This window comes from Acidobacteriota bacterium, from assembly GCA_028875575.1.
In the GTDB taxonomy this organism is placed as follows: Bacteria; Acidobacteriota; Terriglobia; order Versatilivoradales; family Versatilivoraceae; genus Versatilivorator.
The window spans coordinates 55,582-79,299 of the sequence record JAPPDF010000073.1 but is presented as its reverse complement, the minus strand read 5'-3'; the positions used below and the strand labels follow the sequence as shown (position 1 = coordinate 79,299).

The window sequence follows — 23,718 nt, the reverse complement described above, 5'->3', positions numbered from 1 at the left end:
CACCATTACCGAAATACTGGAATAGGAGCGCCCAACCTCCTTGAGCCCATTGCCTGGAGCGAAAGGCCAAGTCGATGCGAGACATTGTTACTCTGCAGTGCACCAGTTGCAAACAAAGAAATTATTCGACCACCAAGAACAAAAAAAAGACTCCCGCACGCCTGGAGATCAAGAAATTTTGTCGTGCCTGCCGAGCCCACAAGGTCCATCGAGAGACTCGATAGGAACAACATCGGTCGGTGCTGTCGGTGTTAGAGATCACAGTGACAAGGAACTTCTTGCTGTTTGGTCCTCGCTGCAGGCCAGTAGCTCGAACTGGTAGAGCGCCGGTCTCCAAAACCGGATGTTGGGGGTTCGAATCCCTCCTGGCCTGCCATCTTTACACAATGAATTTAGCGGTCGTGCCCGTCACGGAGGTGGCTCCTTGTTGGAATCGTTGAAGGTTTCCAGGATCAATCAGTTCTTTGGCGACGTCAAAATGGAGATGCGCAAGGTTTCCTGGCCGGGGCGAAAAGAAGTTTACGGGACCACCATTGTTGTCCTTTGCGCGGTTTTTTTCTTTGGAATTTATCTGGGCCTGGTCGATACCATCCTGCAGTATGGGGTTCAGGGCTTGTATGGCTGGTTGGCCGGCCGGTAGTGGTTGTTGCGTTTGAGTCTTTCGGAAAGGGCCAGCTCTTCAGGAGGCATCTGGAATGGCCAAGCAGTGGTACATCATTCACACTTATTCCGGATTTGAGCGCAAGGTGGCCGAAAGTCTGAAGAGCCGGGTTGAAGCCTTCGGCATGCAGGAAGAGTTCGGCGAGCCTCTGGTTCCGGAGGAGGACGTCGTCGAAATGAAGGGCGGCAAGCGTGTCACCAGCAAAAAGATAACCTTTCCAGGTTACGTGCTGGTTGAAATGGAAATGACCGATCAGGCCTGGCATGTCGTCAAGAATACTCCCAGGGTCACCGGTTTTGTCGGTTCGGGACAGATTCCTTCGCCGCTGAGCCAGCAGGAAGTCGACCAGATCATCTACCACGCCGAAGCAACGGCGGAGAAACCCAAAGTCGAGTTGACCTTTGAGCACGGCGAGACAGTCAAGATCATCGATGGGCCCTTCAGCAACTTCACCGGAACGGTGGAGGAGTTGAACGAGGACAGGAACACGCTCAAGGTCAATGTCACCATCTTCGGACGCCAGACACCGGTGGAACTGGATTACCTGCAGGTCGAGAAGTCTTAGCAGGCATTTCTCACCCAGGGGCTGTTCCCGGTTGCGGGAACACAGTCCGATCGGGGACGGCGTCGGCCGCCGTCGGAGGACTTGATGGCAAAAAAGGTAATCGGAAACATCAAGCTGCAGATTCCTGCCGCCAAGGCGACTCCGGCTCCGCCGGTGGGTCCGGCATTGGGCCAGCACGGAGTCAACATCATGGACTTCTGCAAGGCCTTCAATGCCAAAACCTCCAACAAGGATCAGGAGGGACTCATCATTCCCGTGGTGATCACGGTGTTTGCGGATCGCTCCTTTTCGTTTATTACCAAGACTCCGCCGGCAGCCGTGCTTCTGAAACGCCTGGCCGGAATTGCCAAGGGGTCCGGCGCTCCCAACCGGAACAAGGTGGGCAGGGTCACCGCGGAGCAAGTGGAAGAAATAGCCAAGCAAAAGATGCCGGATCTCAATGCCCATGACCTGGCTGGGGCGGTCGCCATCGTGAAGGGAACGGCCCGCAGCATGGGGATCGAGGTGGATAACTGAGGAGTCCCAATGGTGAAGACGAGCAAGCGCATGGCCCGGGCCAGGGAGGAGATTCAAGGGCAGGCCTATCCTCTGCAGGCGGCTCTTCCGCTGGTGCAGAAGCTGTCCTCCGCCAAGTTTGACGAGACGGTTGAAATCTCCATGCGCCTGGGAGTCGACCCCAGGCACGCCGATCAGATGGTGCGTGGAACGGTGGTCTTGCCCCACGGTTTGGGGAAGACCAAGAAGGTCTGTGTGATCGCCAGCGGGGAGAAGCAGAAGGAAGCCGAACAAGCCGGTGCCGAGCACGTTGGGGGCGAAGAATTGGTGGGCAGGATTCAGAGTGGCTGGCTGGACTTCGAGGCGCTGGTGGCTACCCCCGACATGATGAAATTTCTGGGAAGGCTTGGCAGGATTTTGGGACCCAAGGGTTTGATGCCAAATCCCAAGACGGGAACCGTTACCTTTGACGTGGGCAGCGCCGTGAAGGAAATAAAAGCTGGAAAAGTCGAGTTTCGGGTCGACAAGACGGCCATAATCCACACGCCCCTGGGTAAGGTGTCCTTTGACGGCGATCAGCTCCTGGAAAATGCCCGGACACTGATCGAATCCGTGATCAAGGCAAAGCCGTCCGCGGCCAAAGGCAGGTACCTGCGTAGCGTTTTCGTGTGCTCAAGCATGGGTCCGGGGATTTCCGTGGAACTGACCTCGCTGGACAAGTAACCCTTTCGGAGGATTCAACCGTGCGTCGTGACGACAAGGAAAAGGAAATCGGAGACCTGCGGAAGGAGTTCGGCGATGCCAGGAACCTGCTGCTGGCAGGCTTTCAGGGACTGACCGTGGGGCAGGACACGGAATTGCGCCGAGCCATTCGCGCTGCCGGTTCCCGGTACCGGGTAGTCAAGAACACGCTGGCCAAGCGAGCTGCCGAGGGGACGGCCCTGGAGCCCATCAAGGACCAGTTCACGGGCTCCAGCGCGGTTGCCTACAACGCGGAAGACCCCGTGGCCCTGGCCAAAGCGATCACGACCTACGCCAAGGCTCACCCCCGCCTGGTATTCAAGGCGGGCGTGGTGGAAGGCCGGGTCATCGATCTGGCTGATTTGAACCATATCGCCAGTTTGCCGAGCAAAGAGGAGCTGATCTCCAAGTTGATGTTTCTTCTCAACACGGGAGCCCAGAGATTGGCCAGCGTGGTTCAGGCGGTACCCAGAAACCTGGCCGTGGTGATGGAAGAGGCCGGCAAGGAAAAGAAATTTCCAGAGTAGAAATTCGTTACCGTGCAAGAGGAGGACTCGATGACGGAGAAGATTCAGAAGTTGCTCGACGAGATTCAACAGTTGACGTTGCTGGAAGCCTCCGAGCTGGTCAAGGGTTTGGAGGACCGGTTCGGGGTATCCGCCGCTGCCGCCGCTCCCGTGGCCGTGGCCGGCCCAGCCGGCCCGGCAGCCGAGGAGGTTGAGGAGCAGACGGAATTCAGCGTGATTCTCACTGGTTTCGGTGCCAGCAAGAAGATCAATACCATCAAAGTGGTTCGCGAAGTGACCAGTCTCGGCCTCAAGGAGGCCAAGGATCTGGTAGACAGTGCCCCCAAGCCCGTTAGGGAAGGTATTCCCAAAGACGAGGCAGAAGCCCTCAAGAAGAAGTTTGAAGAGGCGGGAGCTACCGTCGAATTGAAATAGCTTGAGAACCACGATTCCCCTAATTCGAATTTCCAAACCCACCAATCGACCTACAGGTGTGTCCGGGATTCCGATGCCCGGGCACGCCAGACTCGAGGGCGAGCCGGTTTCTTTTGCGTTTTCGGGCAGCAGCCAGAGCGATGGCCTGCATTTCTGACCGGGTCGCCGGTTAAAGAACTCAGGCTGAGCGCTTTCTACGCAATCTGAAGGAGTCAAGCCAATGGGCACTGCTTCAAACGGACATTCCAGGGAGCGAGTGAACTTTTCCAAGATCCTCACTTCCATTCAGATTCCCAACCTCATAGAGGTTCAAAGGAAATCGTATGAGCGATTCCTTCAAATGAGCCTGCTGCCCGATGAGCGTGAGGATATCGGTCTGCAAGCCGTGTTCAATTCCGTGTTTCCCATCAGCGACTTTCGAGGTGTCTCCTCGCTGGAGTTTGTGGATTACTCGATCGGCAACTGGGAATGCAAGTGCGGTCAACTCAAGGGTTTGCAGCACTTGAGAGTCAAATGCGAATCCTGCGACGCGGATATTGTGACCAACCCGTTCTCCATCGACGACGTCGTCTGTCCCCAATGCGGAACCTACAACCGAAATGCGGCCAAGTTTTGCGACGACTGCGGCGATCCCGTCAGCCTCAATTTGAAGTACGACGTGGCCGAGTGCCAGGAACGGGGAATGACCTATGCCGCGCCGCTGAAGGTGACCATCCGGCTGACGATTTACGACAAGGACCCCGATTCGGGGGGCAAAGCCATCCGGGACATCAAGGAGCAGGAAGTCTACTTCGGTGAGATTCCATTGATGACCGACAATGGAACCTTCGTGATCAATGGCACCGAGCGTGTCATTGTCAGCCAGTTGCATCGATCTCCCGGCGTGTTTTTCGAGTCGGCCAGCGCCAAGACCTACTTCTTGGGAAAGATCATTCCCTATCGTGGGTCCTGGGTGGAATTCGAATACGATCAGAAGAACATCCTTTACGTTCGGATCGACCGAAAGCGGAAGTTCCTGGGTTCCATCTTTTTGCGGGCTCTCGGCCTGAAGAACGACGAGGAGTTGATCGGTACTTTCTACCAGACCGACACCATAGGCGTGGCCGAACGGCGCCTACTGTGGAAGGTCTCGAAGCGCCTGGTTGGCATGAAGGTTTCGTATGACGTGGTTCATCCCGAAACCGGGGAGGTGCTGAGCCATGCCGGAAAGAGAATCTCCCACACCCAATACAACCACATCACCAAAGCCGGGATCGGCCAGGTAGAGGTCAGTGCCCACGATCTGGAGGGATACTTTACCGCGGCTGACGTCGTGAATCCCGAGACCGGCGAAGTGCTCATTGAAGCCAATGAGGAGCTCAAGGTGGCCGATGTGGCGGAAATCATCGATGCCGGCATCCCCCGGTTTTCCGTTTTCGAGCCGGAGCGAGACGATGTGGGAGTGGTGCTCAGCCAGACGATCAAGAAGGACAGCATCAAGACCTCCAAGGAGGCCTTGATCGAGATCTACCGCAAGCTCCGTCCCGGGGATCCTCCCACGCTGGAAACGGCCACCCATCTGTTTCAGGGGATGTTCTTCGATCCCCGCAAGTATGACTTTTCCAGGGTGGGCCGCCTGAAGTTCAACATCAAGCTGGGTCTCGAGACTCCGCTGGAGAAACGCACACTGGATCCCAACGATTTCTACGCCGTCATCGCCTATCTCCTGAAGTTGCGGAAGAGCATCGGAAACGTCGACGATATCGATCACTTGGGCAATCGACGGGTTCGAGCGGTGGGTGAGTTGCTGGAGAACCAGTTTCGAATCGGCCTGGTGCGCATGGAGCGGGCGATCAAGGAAAAGATGTCCGTCTACCAGGAGATCTCCACCGCCATGCCCCACGACCTGATCAATGCCAAGCCGGTGATGGCCGCGGTGCGAGAGTTTTTCGGTTCCAGCCAGTTGTCTCAGTTCATGGATCAAACCAATCCCTTGTCGGAGATCACTCACAAACGGCGCCTGTCCGCATTGGGGCCGGGCGGCTTGAGTCGTGAGCGAGCCGGATTCGAGGTCCGGGACGTTCACACCACCCACTATGGGCGTATCTGTCCCATCGAAACTCCCGAGGGGCCCAACATCGGTTTGATTTCTTCCCTGAGTTGCTATGCCCAGATCAACGAATTCGGTTTCATCGAAAGCCCCTATCGAAAGGTGCAGAACGGGCGGGTGGTGGATTACGTCACCGTGACCAACGGCGGGGACTCCGATCTCACCCTCGGGCAACATATCGAACGATCGGTGGTAGAAGAGAAGAACGGCCGGCTCAAGAGCGAACACAAGCGATTGGCGGAATTCGAGCCCTATTCCTTCTGCCTGACCGCCTGGGAGGAAGACCGCTTTGTCATTGCCCAGGCCAACGTGGAACTGGACTCTCAGGGACAGATCGCAACCCCCCTGGTGAATGCCCGGCAAGCCGGAAACTTCGTGCTCAAGAACCGGGAAGAGATCGACTACATCGACGTTTCTCCCAAGCAGTTGGTCAGTGTGGCTGCTTCTCTGATCCCTTTCCTAGAGAACGACGATGCCAACCGTGCGCTGATGGGTTCCAACATGCAGCGGCAGGCGGTGCCTCTCCTGCGGGCCGAAGCGCCGTACGTGGGCACCGGAATGGAACGGGTCACGGCTCACGACTCCGGGGCCGTCGTGCTGTGCCGCCGGTCGGGTGTGGTGGATAGCGTCGACTCCGAGCGGATTATCGTAAGGGTTGAAACAGGAAAGAACGGCCAACTGTCTCGAGAGGTTGGAGCTGACATTTATCAGCTCAAGAAGTTTCGACGCTCCAACCAGAACACCTGCATCAACCAGAAGCCGATCATAGCCAAGGGTGACCGGGTGCAGGCCGGACAGGTCCTGGCTGACGGGCCCTGCACCGACCTGGGAGAGCTGGCCCTGGGCCGAAATGTCCTGGTCGGATTCATGCCCTGGCGAGGCTACAATTTCGAGGATGCAATCCTGGTCAGCGAACGACTCATCAGGGACGACTACTACACTTCCATCCACATCGAAGAGTTTGAAATCGAGGCCCGCGATACCAAGCTGGGACCCGAGGAGATCACTCGGGATATTCCCAACGTGAGTGAGAGTTTTCTGCGGGACCTGGACGATAGCGGGATTATTCGTATCGGGGCCAGCGTCAAGCCCGGGGACGTCATTGTGGGCAAGGTCACCCCCAAGGGCGAAACCCAGCTGACTCCCGAGGAAAAGCTGCTGAGAGCGATCTTCGGAGAGAAGGCGGGCGATGTGCGCGATGCTTCTCTCATCACGCCCCCTGGGATTGAAGGCGTGGTGGTGGACGTCAAGGTCTTTTCCAGAAAGGGCCAGGAGAAAGACGAGCGGGCCAAGGCGATTGAGGACCACGAAGTCGAGCGAATCGAGAGGAATCTCAACGATGAAATGCGGATTCTGACCGGCGAGCGCAACAAGCGCATTTGCGAATTGCTGGAGGGAGAGGTTCTCACCGCCGATCTGGTCCACGAGCGGAGCCGAAAACGAATTCTGGCCCGGCGTACACGGTTGAGCCGGGAGATTATTCAACGCCTGGGGGCCAGGGATCTGGGTCGGGTCAAGATCGGCCGCACGGATGCGAAACTGAAGTCCCAGATCCTGCAAATCGAAAAAATGACGCAACGGCAGATCGAAGTGCTTCAGACTCTTCATGAGGATAAATTGTCCAAGTTGAAGAAGGGCGACGAGTTGCCACCCGGAGTCATCAAGCTGGTCAAAGTCTATGTGGCCATGAAACGGAAGCTCTCGGTGGGCGACAAAATGGCTGGGCGTCACGGCAACAAGGGAGTCATTGCACGGATTCTGCCTGAAGAGGATATGCCCTACCTGCCGGACGGGACTCCCGTCGAAATCGTCTTGAACCCATTGGGCGTTCCCTCCCGCATGAACGTGGGACAAATCCTGGAAGCCCATCTGGGTTGGGCCGCCAGGGCTCTGGGGATGCATTTTTCCACGCCCGTGTTCGACGGTGCCACGGAGCGGGAAATCAAGTCCCAGTTGGACGGCGCCGGGCTTCCCCTTTCCGGAAAGACTTACCTGTGTGACGGTCTGACAGGAGAACGCTTCGAGCAGAAGGTCACCGTGGGCTATATCTACATGCTGAAGCTGTCTCACCTGGTAGACGACAAGATTCATGCCCGCTCCATCGGACCCTATTCACTCATCACCCAACAGCCTTTGGGCGGCAAGGCTCAGTTCGGAGGCCAGAGATTTGGGGAGATGGAGGTTTGGGCGCTGGAGGCCTACGGCGCCGCTCATATCCTGCAGGAGCTGCTGACCGCCAAAGCCGACGATGTCTATGGTCGAGCCAAGATCTACGAGGCCATTGTCAAGGGCGAGGCAGCCATCGAGCCCGGCTTGCCGGAATCCTTCAACGTCTTGATTCGTGAGCTGCAGAGTCTCTGCCTGGATGTGGAGTTGCTGAAGAAGTACGAGCAAAACTAGAGGCGATATTCAGTCTTGTTTCGTGGGCTTCCCGATGGGTGGCCCGGGGCTGGGACCGCAAGTTAGCACCATCTACGGGAGTCGGCTTCTCAAGGAGGCGATCGTGTTTGGACCAAACCCTCATGACAGGGGAAACTTCACCGCTGATTTTGACAGCATCCGGATCAGCCTGGCTTCGCCGGACACGATCCGTTCCTGGTCCAAGGGTGAAGTCACCAAACCTGAGACCATCAACTACCGGACCTTCAAGCCGGAGCGGGACGGTCTGTTCTGTGCCAAGATCTTTGGTCCCGTCACCGATTGGGAGTGCCTTTGCGGGAAGTACAAGAGGATGAAGCATCGGGGAGTCATCTGCGACAAGTGCGGGGTCGAGGTCACTCTGTCCAAGGTTCGGCGGGAGCGTCTCGGTCACATTGAATTGGCCAGCCCCTGCTCCCATGTCTGGTTCTTCAAGGGTTTGCCGAGTCGAATCGGACACCTGCTGGATCTGAGCCTGAGAGAGCTGGAGCGGATCCTCTATTTCGAGGCTTACGTGGTTCTGGATCCCGGCGACACTCCCCTGAACGAAATGGAAGTCCTCGGCGAAGAGAAGTATCGACAAATGATGGAGGAGTATCCGGGGAAGTTCGAGGCCTTGATGGGCGCCGAGGCGATCAAGCAGCTCCTGAAGCAGATCGACATCGAGGAACTGTCCATCGATCTCCGCTATCGAATGAAGACCGAGACGTCCCAGCAGAAGAAGCTCAAGTTCTCCAAACGCCTCAAGGTCGTGGATGCCTTCAGGAAATCTGGGAACAAGCCGGAGTGGATGATCCTGGACGTGATTCCGGTGATCCCTCCGGAGCTCCGCCCGCTGGTGCCCCTGGATGGAGGGCGTTTCGCCACTTCCGATCTGAATGATCTCTACCGCCGGGTGATCAATCGCAACAATCGGTTGAAAAAGCTAATCGAGTTGCACGCGCCCGACGTGATTGTTCGCAACGAGAAGCGAATGCTCCAGGAAGCCGTGGATGCGCTCTTTGACAACGGCCGGAGGGGGCGCGTGCTGCGCGGCGCCAACAATCGCCCCCTGAAGTCCCTCTCGGACACTCTGAAGGGCAAACAGGGACGCTTCCGCCAGAACCTGCTGGGAAAGCGTGTGGACTACTCCGGACGCTCGGTGATCGTGGTGGGGCCCGACCTGAAGTTGCACCAGTGCGGACTCCCGAAACGGATGGCGCTGGAGCTCTTCAAGCCCTTTATCTTCAACAGGCTGGAACAGGACGGGCACTGCACCACCATTAAGGCCGCCAAAGAGATGGTGGAGCAGCAGGACCCCATCGTGTGGGATATCCTGGAGGAAGTCATTCGGGAACATCCCGTTTTGCTCAATCGTGCGCCCACCCTGCACCGACTGGGGATACAGGCCTTTGAGCCCGTTCTGGTCGAGGGGAAGGCCATCCAGATCCATCCGTTGGTGTGTACGGCCTTCAACGCCGACTTCGACGGGGATCAGATGGCAGTTCACATCCCCCTGTCGCCGGAAGCCCAGATCGAAGCTTCGGTTCTGATGCTTTCAGCCAATAACATCTTGTCGCCCTCGAACGGTATCCCGATCACCGTTCCCTCCCAGGACGTGGTTCTGGGATGTTATTACCTGACCATGTCCAAACCGGGGACCCGGGGAGAGGGACGAGCATTCGGCAGCAGTGAGGAGGTATTGCTGGCCCTGGAGATGGGTGAAGTGGAGACCCTCACGCCCATTCGTTTTCGCTGCAGCGGGGAAGTGATTGACCTCAGCAATGCCTATGACGACCAGAGCGTCCTGCACACCGAGGTCATCACCCTGAAGCGAGATTTCATCAATACGACCGTGGGACGGGTCATCCTCAACGATCATCTTCCCCAGGCTCTGCCGTTCGTGAACGGGCTGCTCAAGAAAAAGGGCTTGTCCCAACTGGTGCAGTATTGCTATTTGAGACTGGGCCTGGAGAAGACCGTGCAGGTGCTGGACGAAATCAAGTCCCTTGGATTCTCCTACGCCACCAAGGCCGGAATTTCCATTGGGGTCGAGGACTTGCTCATTCCGGATGCAAAATCCAAGCTGGTGGACAATGCTGAAACAGAGGTTCTCAGCGTCGAGGAACAGTATCAGGAAGGGGCCATCACCAAAGGAGAGCGCTACAACAAGGTGATCGAAATCTGGTCGGACGTCACCGAGAAGGTTGCCGACGAGATGATTCACGGAATCGAACGCAAGAACCAGGAAGGAAAGGAGTTCAATCCCATTTACATCATGGCGGATTCCGGGGCTCGAGGCTCCAAACAGCAGATCCGTCAGTTGGCGGGGATGCGTGGCCTGATGGCCAAACCCTCGGGCGAGATCATCGAAACCCCGATCAAGGCCAATTTCCGGGAGGGATTGACCGTGTTGCAGTACTTCATCTCGACCCATGGGGCTCGGAAGGGGTTGGCCGACACTGCCCTGAAGACAGCTGACTCGGGGTACCTCACCCGGCGGTTGGTCGATGTGGCCCAGGACGTGATTATTTCGGAGGAAGACTGCGGAACGTTGGACGGTATTTGGGTTGGACCCATCGTGGAAAGCGGTGAAATCATTGAGCCGCTCCGGGATCGAATCGTGGGGCGAGTTTCGTTGGAGGATATCAAGGACTACGAGGGCAACACCATTGTCGGCGTCAACCAGGAGATTACCGAGAACCTGGCCAGCGAGATTCAAGGGGCAGGGGTGGAACGGGTCAAGATCCGGTCGGTGCTCACCTGCGAAACCTGTCGGGGCGTGTGCGTGAGGTGTTACGGCCGCAATCTGGGGACCGGGAACATGGTTGAGTTGGGTGAAGCCGTGGGAGTCATTGCGGCTCAATCCATCGGAGAGCCGGGTACTCAGTTGACCATGCGTACCTTCCACATCGGTGGCGCCGCCAGTCGGGTTTCGGAGCAGTCCACGCTGGAAGCCCGGAACGGCGGGTTGATTCGTTTCATCAATCTGTCCACGGTGCGCAACAAGCAAGGGGATCTGGTCGTCATGAATCGCAATGGCCTGATCGCCGTTGTGGATGAAAAGGGCCGCGAGAAAGAACGCTATTCGGTAGTGTACGGCGCCAAGATAAAGGTCGAAGAAGATCAGGCCGTGCGTGTCGGGGAAGAACTGGTGGAGTGGGACCCCTATACCTATGCCATTCTGACCGAATCGGGCGGTTTCATCCAGTTCAGGGATCTGTTGGAAGGTGTGACCATGGAGGAGGAAGTGGATGAGGTCACCAGCCTGTCCCATTGGATGGTGACCGAGTCTCAGGATGAGAAGCGACAGCCTCAGATTTTGATCAAGAATAGCGACGGCAAGGGTGGGGCCAAGGCGCGGACGGTGAAGAAATATCTCATGCCTTCCCGAGCCCATCTGATGGTGGTCGACGGCGAAGAGGTGCACCCCGGCGACATCCTGGCCAAGATTCCCAGGGAAACGACCAAGACGAAGGATATTACCGGGGGATTACCCCGTGTGGTGGAGTTGTTTGAGGCTCGCAAACCCAAGGAAACTGCTGTCATCACCGAGATCGATGGGGTGGTGAAGTATGGCGACATCTCAAAGGGGACTCGCAAGATTTCAGTAACCAGCGACAACGGGATGGAGCGGGAGTACTCCTTGCCTCGAGGCGTTCACATCAACGTGCAGGAGGGGGATTCGGTCCGAGCCGGGGAGCCTCTCATGGATGGCCCCCGAAACCCGCACGATATTCTGGCCGTGCTTGGAGAAAAGGAACTGCAGTCCTACCTGGTCAATGAGATCCAGGAGGTCTACCGGTTGCAGGGCGTCAATATCAACGACAAGCATATCGAAGTGATTGTTCGCCAGATGATGCGCTGGGTAAAGATCGAGGACGTCGGCGATACGGAGTTTCTGCTGGAGGAGCAGGTGGATAAATTCCGCTTTCAGGAGGAGAACGAACGAACCATCGCGGCTGACGGCAAGCCTGCCGAGGGGCGCCCCCTGCTGTTGGGGATTACCAAGGCTTCGCTTTCAACCGACTCGTTTATTTCGGCGGCTTCCTTCCAGGAGACCACCCGGGTCCTGACCGAGGCCTCCATCAGCGGAAAGGTAGACTACCTGCGGGGCCTGAAGGAAAATGTCATCATGGGGCGGCTGATTCCTGCAGGGACGGGGATGGACTACTACCGGAACGTAAGACTGCAGTCCGATGTCCCTGAGGAGCCGGAGATGGAAGCAGACGGTGAAGTCGAGGAGGAAAGGCCCACCTATGTTGAAGTAGCGGTCAGGGATCATGTAACGACCTAGCCCGCATTTCTCACCAGGCCGCTCGATTCATGGAGGTAAGTCCATCTACTTTCCGCACCTCCTCGGTCTGATTGGTACGTCTTGCGGTTACACAGGGCGCTGGGCGTGCCCTGGCTTGTCCTTTTTCCCTCAGCGCATCCATGCTCGCTCGACCGTAGTGACGGCTACGCTCTTCGCTCCCGAGCACGCGCTGAGGGGAAAATGCCTGCGCCATGATCACGCCCCGTGGTGAGAAGTGCCGGCCAACCCGTGTTGCTCATTCGGGTTCGTATCGTTTTTTCACTCACTCTGCTCCTTATCGTCCGCGGCCTTGGCCTGCTCGATGATCTTGTCCGAGATCTGAGCCGGCACAATCTCGTAGTGGGAAAACTCCATGGTGTAATCCCCGCGGCCCTGGGTCATCGAGGTGAGGGTGGGCGCGTAGGAGAGCATCTCGGCCATCGGTACCTGGGCCTTGATGATCTGCGAGCCTGGACGTGAGTCCATTCCTTGCACCCTGCCGCGCCGGGAATTCAGGTCTCCCATCAAATCGCCGGCATAGGCCTCCGGCGCGTAGACTTCCACATTCATGATCGGTTCCAGCAGGGCTGCCGAAGCTTGCTCCATGGCTTTCTTGAATGCCAGCGATCCCGCTATTTTGAACGCAAGCTCCGAGGAATCCACATCGTGGTAGGAACCGTCATAGAGCGTTACCTTGAAATCGACCACCGGATATCCCGCCAGGTAGCCGCGAGAGGCTGATTCCAGGATTCCTTTCTCGACAGCCGGGATGTAGTTCCTGGGGATGGCCCCTCCAAAGATTTCGTTCACGAATTCAAATTCTTCTCCGCGAGCCAGGGGCTCCATGCGGATCTTGCAGTCTCCGTATTGCCCGTGTCCACCCGACTGCTTCTTGTGTCTGCCCTGGACATCCGCCCTTCCTCGAATGGTTTCACGGTAGGGGATCTTGGGTGGCTTCAACCCGACGTCTACGGAAAACCGATTTTTCAAGCGTGACACGATAATCTCGATGTGTAGCTGCCCCATGCCCGACAGCAGCATCTCGTTGGTCTGCTGATCCCGGCCGAAGCGCAAAGTCGGATCTTCTTCCAAAATCTTGTGGAGCGCGTTGCTGATCTTGTCCTCGTCTCCCCGCGACTTGGGTGCCACGGCGAAAGAGATCAGCGGTTCCGGGAAATTCAGATTGTCGTAAAGGACCGGGTGGTCTTTGTCCCCCAGGGTGTTTCCGGTGACTGTGTCCTTGAGTTTTGCCACCACACCGATATCTCCGGGAAACAGCCTGGAGACTTCCACGGCGGACTTGCCTTGAGGGACGGACAGGTGGGAGAGTCTCTCCGAGAGTCCCTGGTTGACGTTGGACAGCGTGGCGTCGTTTTCAATAACTCCTGAAGCCACTTTTAGATAGGAGAGTCTTCCCGCGAAGGGGTCCGCAACCGTCTTGAAGACATAAGCCGAGACGGGTTCATTCTCCTTTCCCTGACTTTGGCTGGAGGCCTCCCCGTTGCCTCCGAATCGGAGTTTCGATTGGTCGGGGGAAGGCAGATAGTTGACGAGGGCGTTCACCAGGTCACCGGACCCCACGTTCAGGAGAGCCGAATAGCAGTAGACAGGGAAAATAAGTCGCTCCGCGATGGCGCGCTTCAACCCCGGAACCAGATCCTCGTTCGGAATGGTGCCCTGATCAAAAAACTGCTCCATCAACTGGTCGTCACCTTCCGCAACCATCTCCACAATCGTCTCATGCCCCTGTTCGGCAGCTTCCTTGAGGGATTCGGGAATTTCGATCGGGGTTCCTTTGCCATCGCCATTGGGGTCATATCGGCAAGCTTTCAATTCAACCAGATCGATGACTCCACTAAAGCTCTTTTCACTGCCGATAGGGATCTGCATCGGAATGACTGCGCGGCCGAATTGTTCCTGCAGTAGAGACATCCCACGTTCGAAATCCGCGTTCTCTCGATCGAGCTTGTTCAGGACAAAGGCAACTGGCAGATCGAACTCGTTGGCGAACTGAAATACCTTCTCGGTCTGGACCTCGACCCCGGCTACAGCATCGACGACGATCAACGCAGCCTCGGCGACTCGCATGCTGTTGCGAGCGTCTTGAATAAAGATGCCTTTTCCCGGTGTGTCCAGAAGGTTGACCTTGGTCTTGCCTCGTTCCATAAAGGCGATGCCGGTGGAGGTGCTGATTTTTCGTTCGATCTCCTCCGGATCATAGTCGGTAAGGGTGGTGCCCTCGTCGACCCGTCCCAGCCGATTGCCGACACCGGCGCAGTAGAGACAACCGGCCACCAGGGAAGTCTTCCCGGAGGACCCGTGTCCCGCCACGGCAACGTTGCGAATATCCGCAGGCGAATAGACCTTCATGGTGAAATCCTTTCCGAATAGGGCATGACTACCGCCGTCCCTGGGCGGTCGCAAAAAGCCTGGATGCTACCATACCCTCGGTGCCCAGGCAACCGGGGCATGCCGCTGCATGCAGCCGTTCCTGGACGGGTTGCAGTCCCGAAAGAAGTGCAGGGAACTAGAGTCTTCTTTAGCTAGCCACGCGCCGTGTCGGGCCGGTCATGCGACAGTGAAACAACGGATCCATATCCCTATCGCGAGCAGGTGTCATGTCCCGCTAAACCGGTTTTCTGCAGGTTTAACATCGATGCACGGGATGCACAGGATTAACAGGACGAGAGCTTCCTGCACCAGAAGCCGGCTCGGGCGATGATCCGGTGCGGATTCGCAGATGTCCAGGACTGCAAGGCCGCCGTCTCCAGAAAAATCCTGTCCATCCATGTCAACTAACCCTCAACTCATGCTTGACTTCGAACCGGTTTCCAGCCACCAGTCGCAGGAGTTTGTTAAACAAGAAAAATCCTGTGCATCCTGTGCATCGATGTGAATCACAAATCTGCCCATGCTCGACTTTGAACCGGTTTCCAGCCACTTCGCGCCGGCGTTTGTTTCAGGTAAGACTACGGGGGTGACAACAGGGACCGTATCCGCTTGAGGTCTTCCCAAACAACCCGCTTGGCGGCCGGATTTCTCAGCAGGTAGGCCGGGTGATAGGTGGCCACCAGTCGGGCCCCATGGAAGGAGTGAATCCTTCCGCGGAGTCGGCCTATCGGGGTCCTGACCTGCAAGAGGGTCTGGGCCGCGGTCAGGCCGAGGCAACAAATCACCTCGGGCTGCAAGACCGCAAGCTGTCGCACCAGAAACGGCGAACAGGCGGTGATTTCATCTTCCTGGGGCGTGCGGTTCCCGGGCGGCCGGCATTTGACCACGTTGCAGATGTAGACCTCATCCCGACTCATCTGTATGGCTTCGATCATCCTGGTCAGCAGTTGCCCCGCCCGTCCAACGAAAGGCAGGCCCTGCCGGTCCTCTTCAACTCCGGGTCCCTCGCCGACAAAAACCAGTCGGGCCTGAGGGTTGCCGGCTCCGAACACGATGTGGGTGCGGTCCTGACACAGCTTGCACCTTTGGCAGTCCCCCAGGTCATCACGGACTTCTTCCAGGGAGGAGTCTGGCACGCTTACCGGGCCGGACTCGGCGAACAGGGAAGTCTGGGTCGAAGAAGCGGGTTGCTGCGGACCGGCAGCACGGCTCTTTCTTTCGCCGCGCACGGCTGCCGCCAGTCTGAGCGCTCCGCTCACGGCTTTCGGATCGAAACGGTCGATCCCGCTTTCCGCGTAATACTTCAGGTAATCTTTCAGTTGTTCCAGCAGGGCAGGATCGGGATGGTCAGGCATGGTGCTTCTTCAAGGCAATCACCTGGTCCAGGATAGAGTGAGCAATCTCTCGTTTGGACCGCTTCCCCAGTGGGATTTCCGAACCCTCGGCCGTGAGCATGGTAACCACGTTGGTGTCTCCGTCAAAACCGGCTCCCTCCTGAGTGACGTCGTTCACCACCAGGAGGTCCAGTTTCTTGGCTACCAATTTTGTCCGGGCATTTTCCAGAACCCGCTCGGTTTCAGCAGCAAATCCCACCAGAATCTGACCCTGCTTGTGGCCGGACAACTCGGCCAGGATGTCGGGAGTCGGGACGAGTGACAGGCATGGGGGGGCCTGTCCTTTCTTCAACTTCTGTCCGGACCGGCTGGCGGGTTTGAAGTCGGCTACGGCAGCCGCCTTGATCACGATGGTGGCCTCCGAAAAATGGTGCATCACCCGGGATCTCATTTCCTCCGCGGAACGCACCCTGAGACATCGAACCTCGCCGGGTGGCGGAAGCTGGGTCGGGCCACTGACCAAAATGGTTGTGGCCCCGCGAGCCTGGGCTGCGGCGGCGATCTCGTAACCCATTTTGCCGGAGGACCGATTGCTCAGGTATCTGACCGGGTCGATGTCCTCGCAGGTGGGACCAGCCGTGACCAGAACAGTCTCTCCGGCCAGATCCCGGGTGCCTCGAGCAGCCTTCGCCACGACTCCCACAATGGTTTCCGGGTCGGCCATTCGACCCTTGCCTTCGATTCCCTCGGCCAGGTAGCCCTCTTCCGGATCGACCAGGATCACTCCCCGAGAGCGAAGCCGCTCTACATTTTCCTTCACCGACGGATGGTTCCACATATGGACGTTCATGGCGGGGGCCACAACCACCGGACCGGTGGTCGCCAGGTAAAGGGTCGAAAGGAAATCGTCGGCGATGCCGCCGGCAAACTTGGCCAGACAGTTGGCTGTGGCGGGCGCCACCACAAGCGCGCTGGCAGCCTGGGGAAGCTGAACGTGCTCAATGGAGACCTCTTGAGGTCCCTCGGACTGTTGTTCCTGTTCATACAGGCTCGTGATGACTCGACGCCGGCTCAAGGCCGCCAGAGTCATCGGGGTGACGAAATTCCGGGCGTGCTCGGTAAGGACCACCTGTACTTCATAGCCTTGCTTCTGAAGCAGACGAAGAAGTTCTGCGGACTTGTAGGCGGCAATACACCCGGTGACACCCAAGACAATCAGGCTCGAGTTCATGTGACTAATCGGCCTCCGGAGAAACTATCTGCGGAAGGTAACCCTCAATGGGGAACCGGGCCGACCACGATCGGCATGGCCTCGTCTTCATCCTGGGGTTCGCTCCCGACGATCTCAAAGTTCACCATGCCCGCGGCGACTTCCTCCTGGGCAATCCGGGTGAATTTTTTCGAAAGGCCCTTAACCAGAGGGGTGGAACCACCCTGTAGTTGCCGGGTCCGCTTGGCCGCCACGATAATGTATCGAAATTTGCTGTCGATTTCTCCGATGTTATCGGTCAATGGAATCTCCTCCAAAGGATTTCAGGATGGTTTCGATCTGTTCAAGCGATCGGTCTCGACGGCATCTTTCCGCCAGGACAATTGAGCGAAGCAGGTCGTGCGACCTGCTGAGCAGGTCGTTGACCACCACGTAGTCGTAGTGTCGAAATTGATGGATCTCTTCCCGGCTCGCCCAATCCAGGCGCTGCCGGATGGTCTCGGCACTGTCGAGATGGCGTTGTTCCAGGCGTTGTTTGAGCGCCTGGAACGATGGAGGCATGATGAAGATGGTTACGGCCTCCGGCAGTTGCCTTCTTACCTGAGCAGCCCCGTCGGTGTCGATGTCCAGGAGCAGATCGGTGCCGGCGGCGATGCATTCCTCCACATACTGCCGCGACGTTCCGTAATAGTTGCCGAAGACCCTGGCGTGCTCGAGGAACTGACCGAGGTCGATCATGGCTTCAAATTCCGTCTCGCTCACGAAGAAATACTCCCTGCCGTTACGCTCCCGGCCTCTCGGCCTTCGGGTGGTGTAGGACACGGAGAAGCGCAATCGCCCATCTTCCTTCAGGAGTTTCCTTAGCAGCGTGGTCTTGCCCGATCCGGATGGAGCCGACACGATATAGATCTGTCCCTTTGTCTTCATTTCGCTACTCGATGCGGTTATCCGGTCCTTTGTCCCCAATCGGCGCCGAGCTTATTCCACATTCTGGATCTGCTCACGAATTTTTTCGACTTCGGTTTTGATAGTGATGGCTGCGTTGGTGATATCCAGGCGGCGGTCCGCCAAGCCGGCATTCTTGGACAGGATCGTGTTTGCCTCGCGGTTCATTTCCTGCATCATGAAATCGATCTTTTTGCCCACTTCGCGTGAGCCGGACAACAGGGCTCGACACTGCGCTCCATGGCTGATCAGTCGCGACACTTCCTCTCTGATATCTCCGCGGTCGGCCTGGTGAGCCGCCTCTTGAAGCAGACGGGCAGGGTCGATGTCGACTTCCGCCAGGATGGTTTCCATGCGAGTCCTCAATCGCTCTCGATGCAGTTCCAACAGTCCTTCCGACTGAGTCTCGATCGTTCGGACCTCCGTCTGTATGGCGTCCAGGCGCCGCCGGATTTCGGCCACCAGAACCTGGCCTTCCGCGCTCCGCATGGTCTCAAGGTCGCTCAGGGCCTGGGCGACGGCGCTCGCGACTCCCACCTCGAGCACGGCCAGCTGTTCATCCGAAATAGGGGCGGACTCCCGGGCCAACATTCCAGGCATCCTCAGAAGCTGGCCTGGTTCGACGTTCCCACCGATGGAATAGTCCCTCTCCAAAAGTTTCAGGGCGTCCAGGTAGCCCTCGAATAACGGTCGATTGAGGCTGAACCCCGGACCATCGCCTCTTTCGATTTTCAGGGACAGGTCAACGCGTCCCCGCCTGATTCGTTTCTGGATCCACTTTCTGATCTTGCCATCCAGGCTTGAGAGTTCCGAAGGGAGCCGGCTCTGGATGTCGAGGTACCGGTGGTTGACGGACTTGACCTCGACACGGCAGAGCCAACTTCCATCCTGCCACTGTCCTCGACCATATCCGGTCATGCTATGGATCATGAGCACCCGATCATGGCTGTCGGCTCCGGGGTCTCCGGGATACAGGTCTTCCTGGTGCAGACGGGGGCGCCAACTCGGACTCGTCGCCTTCCACCTGAAGATCGTGCAGCCGTTGATACAGACCTCGCTTTTCCATCAGGTCGGTGTGGGTTCCGACCTCGGTGATCTTTCCCTGCTCAATGACTACGATGCGATCGGCTCGTCGAATGGTCGAAAGCCGGTGGGCAATGACAATCACCGTTCGGCCGCGCATGAGATTGGCCAATGCCCGCTGCACCAGAATCTCGGCTTCGGTATCCAGGGAGGATGTGGCCTCGTCCAGAATCAGAATGGGAGCGTTTTTCAGAAGCGCCCGGGCAATAGCCAACCTCTGCCGCTGTCCCCCCGAGAGTTGTTGTCCCCGCTCGCCGATGCTGGCGTCGTATCGGGACGGAATCTCCAGGATGAACTCCTCGGCCAGGGCTGCCCGGGCCGCCTCGCGCATCTCGTCCTCAGTTACCTGGGTCCTGCCGTAGCAAATGTTGTTACGCAGCGTGTCGTTGAAGAGGATGGTCTCCTGGGTCACCATGCCCATCAGGCCACGCAGCGAGGACAGTTTGAGTTGCCGAATGTCGATCCCGTCGATCAGCACCCGACCCTCGGTGGGATCGAAAAACCGGGGAATGAGGTTGACCAGGCTGCTCTTGCCCGAACCGCTGGGTCCAACCAGGGCCACCACTTCGCCGCGGCCGACCCTCAGGTTTATTCCTTGCAACACCGGGAGGCCACTCTCCGGATAGTTGAAGCTCACCTGGTTGAACTCGATCTGATGTCGGAACTCGGCGACCTCGGCGGCATTGGGCTCTTCCACTACCTGGCGAGGCTCGGACATGATCTGGAAGACCTTGCCGGATGCGCCTTTGGCATGTTGGAAGTTCATGTAGATGCCGCTCATGCGCCGAATGGGTTCGTACAGGCTCAGCAGCGCTACGAAAAACACCCCGAAATCTCCCTGGCTCATCCGGCCCTGGCCGATCGCCTGCTGGGCGTAGTAGAGCAGAGGCACCAGCAGCAAGGCTCCCAACAGCTCCATGAGTGGAGACGGAAGCGCCTGCAGACGAAGGTGTCTGAGATTGATCCTGGCTACTTGTCGAACGGTGCGCCGAAACCTGTCCAGCTCGAACTTCTCCATGGAGAACGCCTTGACGATACGCTGGCCGCTGATGCTCTCCTGAAGAATCTCTGCGACCTGACCCAGCTTCTCCTGGCTGGCCCGGCTGAGCTGCCGCACAAACTGGCCCAGGATCCTGGAGGGAAGAACGATCAGGGGTGCTGCCAGGAAAATGATGAGAGCCAGCCTCCAGTCGAGATAAAACAGAATGGCAAGGAAAATCACCAGCGTCAGCGTTTGCTTCAGCGCATCGGCCAGATTGGTGGAGAAAGCGAACTGAATCTTCTCGATATCGTTGGTGATCCGCGAAATGAGATTTCCGGTGGTGTGCTTGTAAAAGAAGTGGGAAGACTGATAGACCACGTTTTCGTAGGAAGTTGTTCTCAGGCGCGCCACGCAGGACTGACCCACGTAGTTCAAGACATAGGTCGAGCTGTATTCGGACACTCCCTTGGCCAGCGTAACCAGAACTCCCAGCAATCCCACTACCAGCCAGGGGTCCTCGAACGGAAAAGGATTGATCTGTTCCAGGTAGACTTCCTTGTGAAGGATGGGCAGTTTTCCGAGAGGTACGCGGCTGGGGGGATCGGGAACGAGAACGTAGTCCAGCACCGGTCCGACCAGTATGGCCAGGAAGCCCTTGAGGCCCGTTGCCAGACCCATCAGCAGGGTGGCGGCCGCTATGAAAGGAAGAAAGGGCTTGATATGGCTAAAGAACGGCCACTTTTCCATTCCGGATGGTCTCGAGCCCTCCGATTGCCTGCCGGGTCGCGCCAACCTAGCCGCTTTTGCCATGAATGTCAAGGATTTGTGCCGGCTCCCTGCCTGTGAGATATCGGGTTGAGAGCCCCTTCCGGATATCGGTCAGCAACTGTTCTCGTGCGGGGTTTTTCTGGTCCGGGACAGCCTCGGCAGTCGGAATCGGAAGAAGTTGGACGGGGTGAACACGGTTACCGTCTGATTGAAAAAGGGCGTAGTTGGGGTATTCTTTCCACTCAATACAGTCGGGCGGAGAAACAGGAAGGGACCGAATCGATGGAATCACTCAAGCTGAAAGACAAGACAGCGCTCATCACCGGAGCCAGCCGCGGCATCGGGCGATCCATCGCCCTGGGGTTTGCCGCCCAAGGCGCCCGGGTGGCCGTCACGGCGCGAACCGCAAAAGACCTGGATTCACTGGTTCAAGAGATTCGTGCTTCAGGGATGGAAGCTGTCGCCATTTCGGCCGACCTGCTGGATCTGTCCACGGTTCCGGGCCTGGTCGGCCTGGCCGAAAAGGAGCTGGGAAGCCTGGACATCCTGGTCAACAACGCCGGGTTGGGCAGCAGCTCGAATCCGAAGCCGGTAATTGAATTTGACGACCGGTTCTGGGAACGATCTCTGGCCCTGAACCTGACCGCGCCCTACTTGCTGTGCAAGGCTATCCTGCCATCCATGCTCAGGAGAAAACGGGGCCGTATCATCAACATCGCTTCGATAGCTTCCAGGACGCCTCATTTCCACGGTGTGGCCTATGCCGCCTCCAAACATGGGCTGCTGGGGCTCACCCGTACCCTGGCACTGGAAGTAGCCGGGGACGGCGTCACCGTCAACGCTATCTGTCCGGGGCCCGTGCAGACCGAGATGAACGACCGAAGGATCCGCTATGACGCCCAGCGCATGGGGATCGAGCTATCGGAACTGGAAGCGGGTATCACTCCGATCGGGAGGCGACTGCAACCCCGGGAAATCGTTCCGATGACGATACTGCTGGCCTCGGACGAATCGGCAGCCATTACCGGCCAAGCCTTCAACATTTGCGGAGGCATGGCCATGTCCTGAGAGAGAAAGAGTACTGCGACAGATGTGCCGGAAGTACCAGGAAATCCAGGCCTAGACCGATCCACTCCGGCGTCTGGGTGCGATCACTCGGATGACAGCCTGACCAGGTACTTTCCCAGGTGACGACCCTCCAGCATCTCGATGAATGCCCCGGGTGCGTTTTCGATGCCCTCCACCACATGCTCCCGGTTGCGAAGCTTGCCGGCCCCAAGCCAGTCCTGCAACTGCCGCAAGGCTTGAGCGTGCTCCGCCGCAAAGTCCCACACCAGAAACCCCTGGACGCTGGCCCGCTTGATGATCAGGTTGCGCAACCAGCGCGGTCCTTGCTCGGGGCGATTCAGGTTGTATTGAGAGCTTTGGCCGCAGACGGCCACTCGAGCCTTGAGATTGAGCAGAGTCATCACGGCATCGGTGACCGCGCCGCCCAGATTGTCGAAGTAGACGTCGATGCCATCGGGACAGGCGGCCGCCAGGCAGTCCGGGCCATTGGGTTCCGAGCCCCAAACCAGCGCCGCATCGAATCCCATCTGTTCCCTGAGGTAGTGTGCCTTGGTTTGAGAGCCGGTCACACCAACCACGCGGCATCCCTTGATCTTGGCAATCTGTCCGACAGTGGATCCCACGGCGCCGGCAGCTCCCGAGATCACCACCGTTTCTCCCGCTCGCGGTTGGCAGACGCGCAGCAATCCAAAGTAGGCCGTCAGGCCGGTCATCCCCAAGATGCCGAGCGTCGTGGACAGCGATTCCTGCCCCGGATCCACTCGGGTCAATGACTCGGCCGGCGCGACCCCCCGATCCTGCCAACCCAGATCTCCCACTACCGAATCGCCGGGCTCAAGACTCGGATGATGCGAGGCCACCACTTTTCCCACGACCTGACCGACCAACACTTGTCCCGGCTGTACCGATGCCGCATAGGACTTGCGGTCGTCCAGGCGACCGCGCATATAGGGATCGAGGGAAAGATAGATGCCGCGAACGAGGCACTCTCCCGGCGCGGGGGGCGGAAGCGGGGAGGTGACCAACTTGAAATCCGATAACTTGGGCATGCCCTGGGGGCGAGCTGCCAGAACGATTTTTCGGTGGAACAAAGCTGCTTCCCCCCGCGCTATTCCGCTGCTGCAATCAGACAAGTGCCGCCCCCGCCCTGCTAGACGGATCATACAGGGAGAAACAGGGGCCTCTTACCAGCCCTGGAGACTGGGCCCCCCACCGGCTCGACGGCGGACTGAAGCTCCTATGTGGCGATCTCGCCGATTCCGTCCCCCCCACCGGTTCGGCTGCGGGCGGGGCCCTTGTCTCACCGACTCCCCCTCCAGGGGGGAGTGCTTGAGGCCAGCACAAGGCTTCCAGTAGAACTCTATCACTCCCCCCTTGAGGGGGAGTCGCAGAAGCCGAGCCGCAGGCGAAGGCTGATGCGGAGGGAGGCATACGCGGCGCCGCAAAGCAGCGCCGTCAGGCGAAGGCTGATGCGGTGGGGGGTAAAGCTCGGCTCCAGACCGTGCGACGGCGCGGCTGATTCAGGGCGAAACAGCGGTGTTTCAAATAAGTTGATCGAAGTCAATGAGTGGGCCAAGACAGGGGAATCTGGAGGCGAGGAGGGGATTCGAACCCCTGAATAAAGGTTTTGCAGACCTCTCCCTTAGCCACTTGGGTACCTCGCCCGATCACAACCCTGTTTCTGAGACAGAACACTAGCCGTGGAAACGACGAGCCCGCATTTTATACACGCGACCGGCCCGGGCGTCAAG

General features: G+C 58.0%; 18 protein-coding genes and 2 tRNA genes. 11 read left to right on the top strand and 9 right to left on the bottom strand.

What is annotated here, in order from left to right:
- Nucleotides 1–74 precede the first annotated feature (74 nt).
- The 10 genes from rpmG to rpoC all read left to right on the top strand — a co-directional run bounded on the left by rpmG (nucleotide 75) and on the right by rpoC (nucleotide 12,186).
- On the top strand, nucleotides 75–224 hold the full coding sequence (gene rpmG / locus OXI69_11115) for a 50S ribosomal protein L33 (protein MDE2666693.1): 150 nt from the start codon (nucleotides 75–77) through the stop codon (nucleotides 222–224).
- Nucleotides 225–299: 75 nt separating this feature from the next.
- A tRNA-Trp gene (locus OXI69_11110) sits at nucleotides 300–376 on the top strand.
- A gap of 48 nt (nucleotides 377–424) precedes the next feature.
- The gene (gene secE / locus OXI69_11105; protein ID MDE2666692.1) at nucleotides 425–640 is read left to right on the top strand and encodes a preprotein translocase subunit SecE; all 216 of its coding nucleotides are present in this window, start codon (nucleotides 425–427) and stop codon (nucleotides 638–640) included.
- Nucleotides 641–695: 55 nt separating this feature from the next.
- Nucleotides 696–1,226, top strand: a complete 531-nt coding sequence (gene nusG, locus OXI69_11100) for a transcription termination/antitermination protein NusG (protein ID MDE2666691.1) — start codon at nucleotides 696–698, stop codon at nucleotides 1,224–1,226.
- A gap of 84 nt (nucleotides 1,227–1,310) precedes the next feature.
- Nucleotides 1,311–1,742, top strand: a complete 432-nt coding sequence (gene rplK / locus OXI69_11095; protein MDE2666690.1) for a 50S ribosomal protein L11 — start codon at nucleotides 1,311–1,313, stop codon at nucleotides 1,740–1,742.
- Between the two features lie 30 nt (nucleotides 1,743–1,772).
- On the top strand, nucleotides 1,773–2,444 hold the full coding sequence (gene rplA / locus OXI69_11090; protein MDE2666689.1) for a 50S ribosomal protein L1: 672 nt from the start codon (nucleotides 1,773–1,775) through the stop codon (nucleotides 2,442–2,444).
- A gap of 20 nt (nucleotides 2,445–2,464) precedes the next feature.
- The gene (rplJ, locus tag OXI69_11085) at nucleotides 2,465–2,989 is read left to right on the top strand and encodes a 50S ribosomal protein L10 (protein MDE2666688.1); all 525 of its coding nucleotides are present in this window, start codon (nucleotides 2,465–2,467) and stop codon (nucleotides 2,987–2,989) included.
- Nucleotides 2,990–3,019: 30 nt separating this feature from the next.
- Nucleotides 3,020–3,403 carry a 50S ribosomal protein L7/L12 gene (gene rplL / locus OXI69_11080; protein MDE2666687.1) on the top strand — a complete coding sequence of 128 codons (384 nt, stop codon included), beginning with the start codon at nucleotides 3,020–3,022 and terminating at the stop codon, nucleotides 3,401–3,403.
- 220 nt (nucleotides 3,404–3,623) lie between these two features.
- Nucleotides 3,624–7,892, top strand: a complete 4,269-nt coding sequence (rpoB, locus tag OXI69_11075) for a DNA-directed RNA polymerase subunit beta (protein ID MDE2666686.1) — start codon at nucleotides 3,624–3,626, stop codon at nucleotides 7,890–7,892.
- 103 nt (nucleotides 7,893–7,995) lie between these two features.
- A complete protein-coding gene (rpoC, locus tag OXI69_11070) occupies nucleotides 7,996–12,186 on the top strand; it encodes a DNA-directed RNA polymerase subunit beta' (protein ID MDE2666685.1) in 4,191 nt (1,396 codons plus the stop codon).
- Between the two features lie 279 nt (nucleotides 12,187–12,465).
- Here rpoC and fusA read toward each other — a convergent pair whose 3' ends face one another.
- The 7 genes from fusA to OXI69_11035 all read right to left on the bottom strand — a co-directional run bounded on the left by fusA (nucleotide 12,466) and on the right by OXI69_11035 (nucleotide 20,878).
- On the bottom strand, nucleotides 12,466–14,556 hold the full coding sequence (fusA, locus tag OXI69_11065) for an elongation factor G (protein ID MDE2666684.1): 2,091 nt from the start codon (nucleotides 14,554–14,556) through the stop codon (nucleotides 12,466–12,468).
- Between the two features lie 599 nt (nucleotides 14,557–15,155).
- Nucleotides 15,156–15,932 carry a uracil-DNA glycosylase gene (locus tag OXI69_11060; GenBank protein MDE2666683.1) on the bottom strand — a complete coding sequence of 259 codons (777 nt, stop codon included), beginning with the start codon at nucleotides 15,930–15,932 and terminating at the stop codon, nucleotides 15,156–15,158.
- Nucleotides 15,925–17,142, bottom strand: coding sequence for a bifunctional phosphopantothenoylcysteine decarboxylase/phosphopantothenate--cysteine ligase CoaBC (gene coaBC / locus OXI69_11055; GenBank protein ID MDE2666682.1), 1,218 nt, complete (start codon nucleotides 17,140–17,142; stop codon nucleotides 15,925–15,927). The genes OXI69_11060 and coaBC overlap by 8 nt, the downstream gene beginning before the upstream one ends.
- A gap of 44 nt (nucleotides 17,143–17,186) precedes the next feature.
- Nucleotides 17,187–17,423, bottom strand: a complete 237-nt coding sequence (rpoZ, locus tag OXI69_11050; protein MDE2666681.1) for a DNA-directed RNA polymerase subunit omega — start codon at nucleotides 17,421–17,423, stop codon at nucleotides 17,187–17,189.
- A complete protein-coding gene (gene gmk, locus OXI69_11045; GenBank protein ID MDE2666680.1) occupies nucleotides 17,413–18,048 on the bottom strand; it encodes a guanylate kinase in 636 nt (211 codons plus the stop codon). Before gmk ends, rpoZ begins: the two co-directional genes overlap by 11 nt.
- Nucleotides 18,049–18,099: 51 nt before the next feature.
- Entirely contained in the window at nucleotides 18,100–18,996 is an 897-nt protein-coding gene (locus OXI69_11040) for a YicC family protein (protein ID MDE2666679.1), read from the bottom strand.
- Nucleotides 18,997–19,006: 10 nt separating this feature from the next.
- On the bottom strand, nucleotides 19,007–20,878 hold the full coding sequence (locus OXI69_11035) for an ABC transporter ATP-binding protein (GenBank protein MDE2666678.1): 1,872 nt from the start codon (nucleotides 20,876–20,878) through the stop codon (nucleotides 19,007–19,009).
- A gap of 303 nt (nucleotides 20,879–21,181) precedes the next feature.
- On the opposite strand from OXI69_11035, the gene OXI69_11030 reads away from it, so the two are divergent.
- Entirely contained in the window at nucleotides 21,182–21,967 is a 786-nt protein-coding gene (locus OXI69_11030) for an SDR family NAD(P)-dependent oxidoreductase (GenBank protein MDE2666677.1), read from the top strand.
- An 83-nt stretch (nucleotides 21,968–22,050) separates the two neighbouring features.
- On the opposite strand, the gene OXI69_11025 is transcribed toward OXI69_11030, so the two are convergent.
- Together OXI69_11025 and OXI69_11020 are read right to left on the bottom strand one after the other, a co-directional pair.
- Nucleotides 22,051–23,058 carry an NADP-dependent oxidoreductase gene (locus OXI69_11025; GenBank protein MDE2666676.1) on the bottom strand — a complete coding sequence of 336 codons (1,008 nt, stop codon included), beginning with the start codon at nucleotides 23,056–23,058 and terminating at the stop codon, nucleotides 22,051–22,053.
- Between the two features lie 497 nt (nucleotides 23,059–23,555).
- Nucleotides 23,556–23,631, bottom strand: a tRNA-Cys gene (locus tag OXI69_11020).
- Nucleotides 23,632–23,718 lie beyond the last annotated feature (87 nt).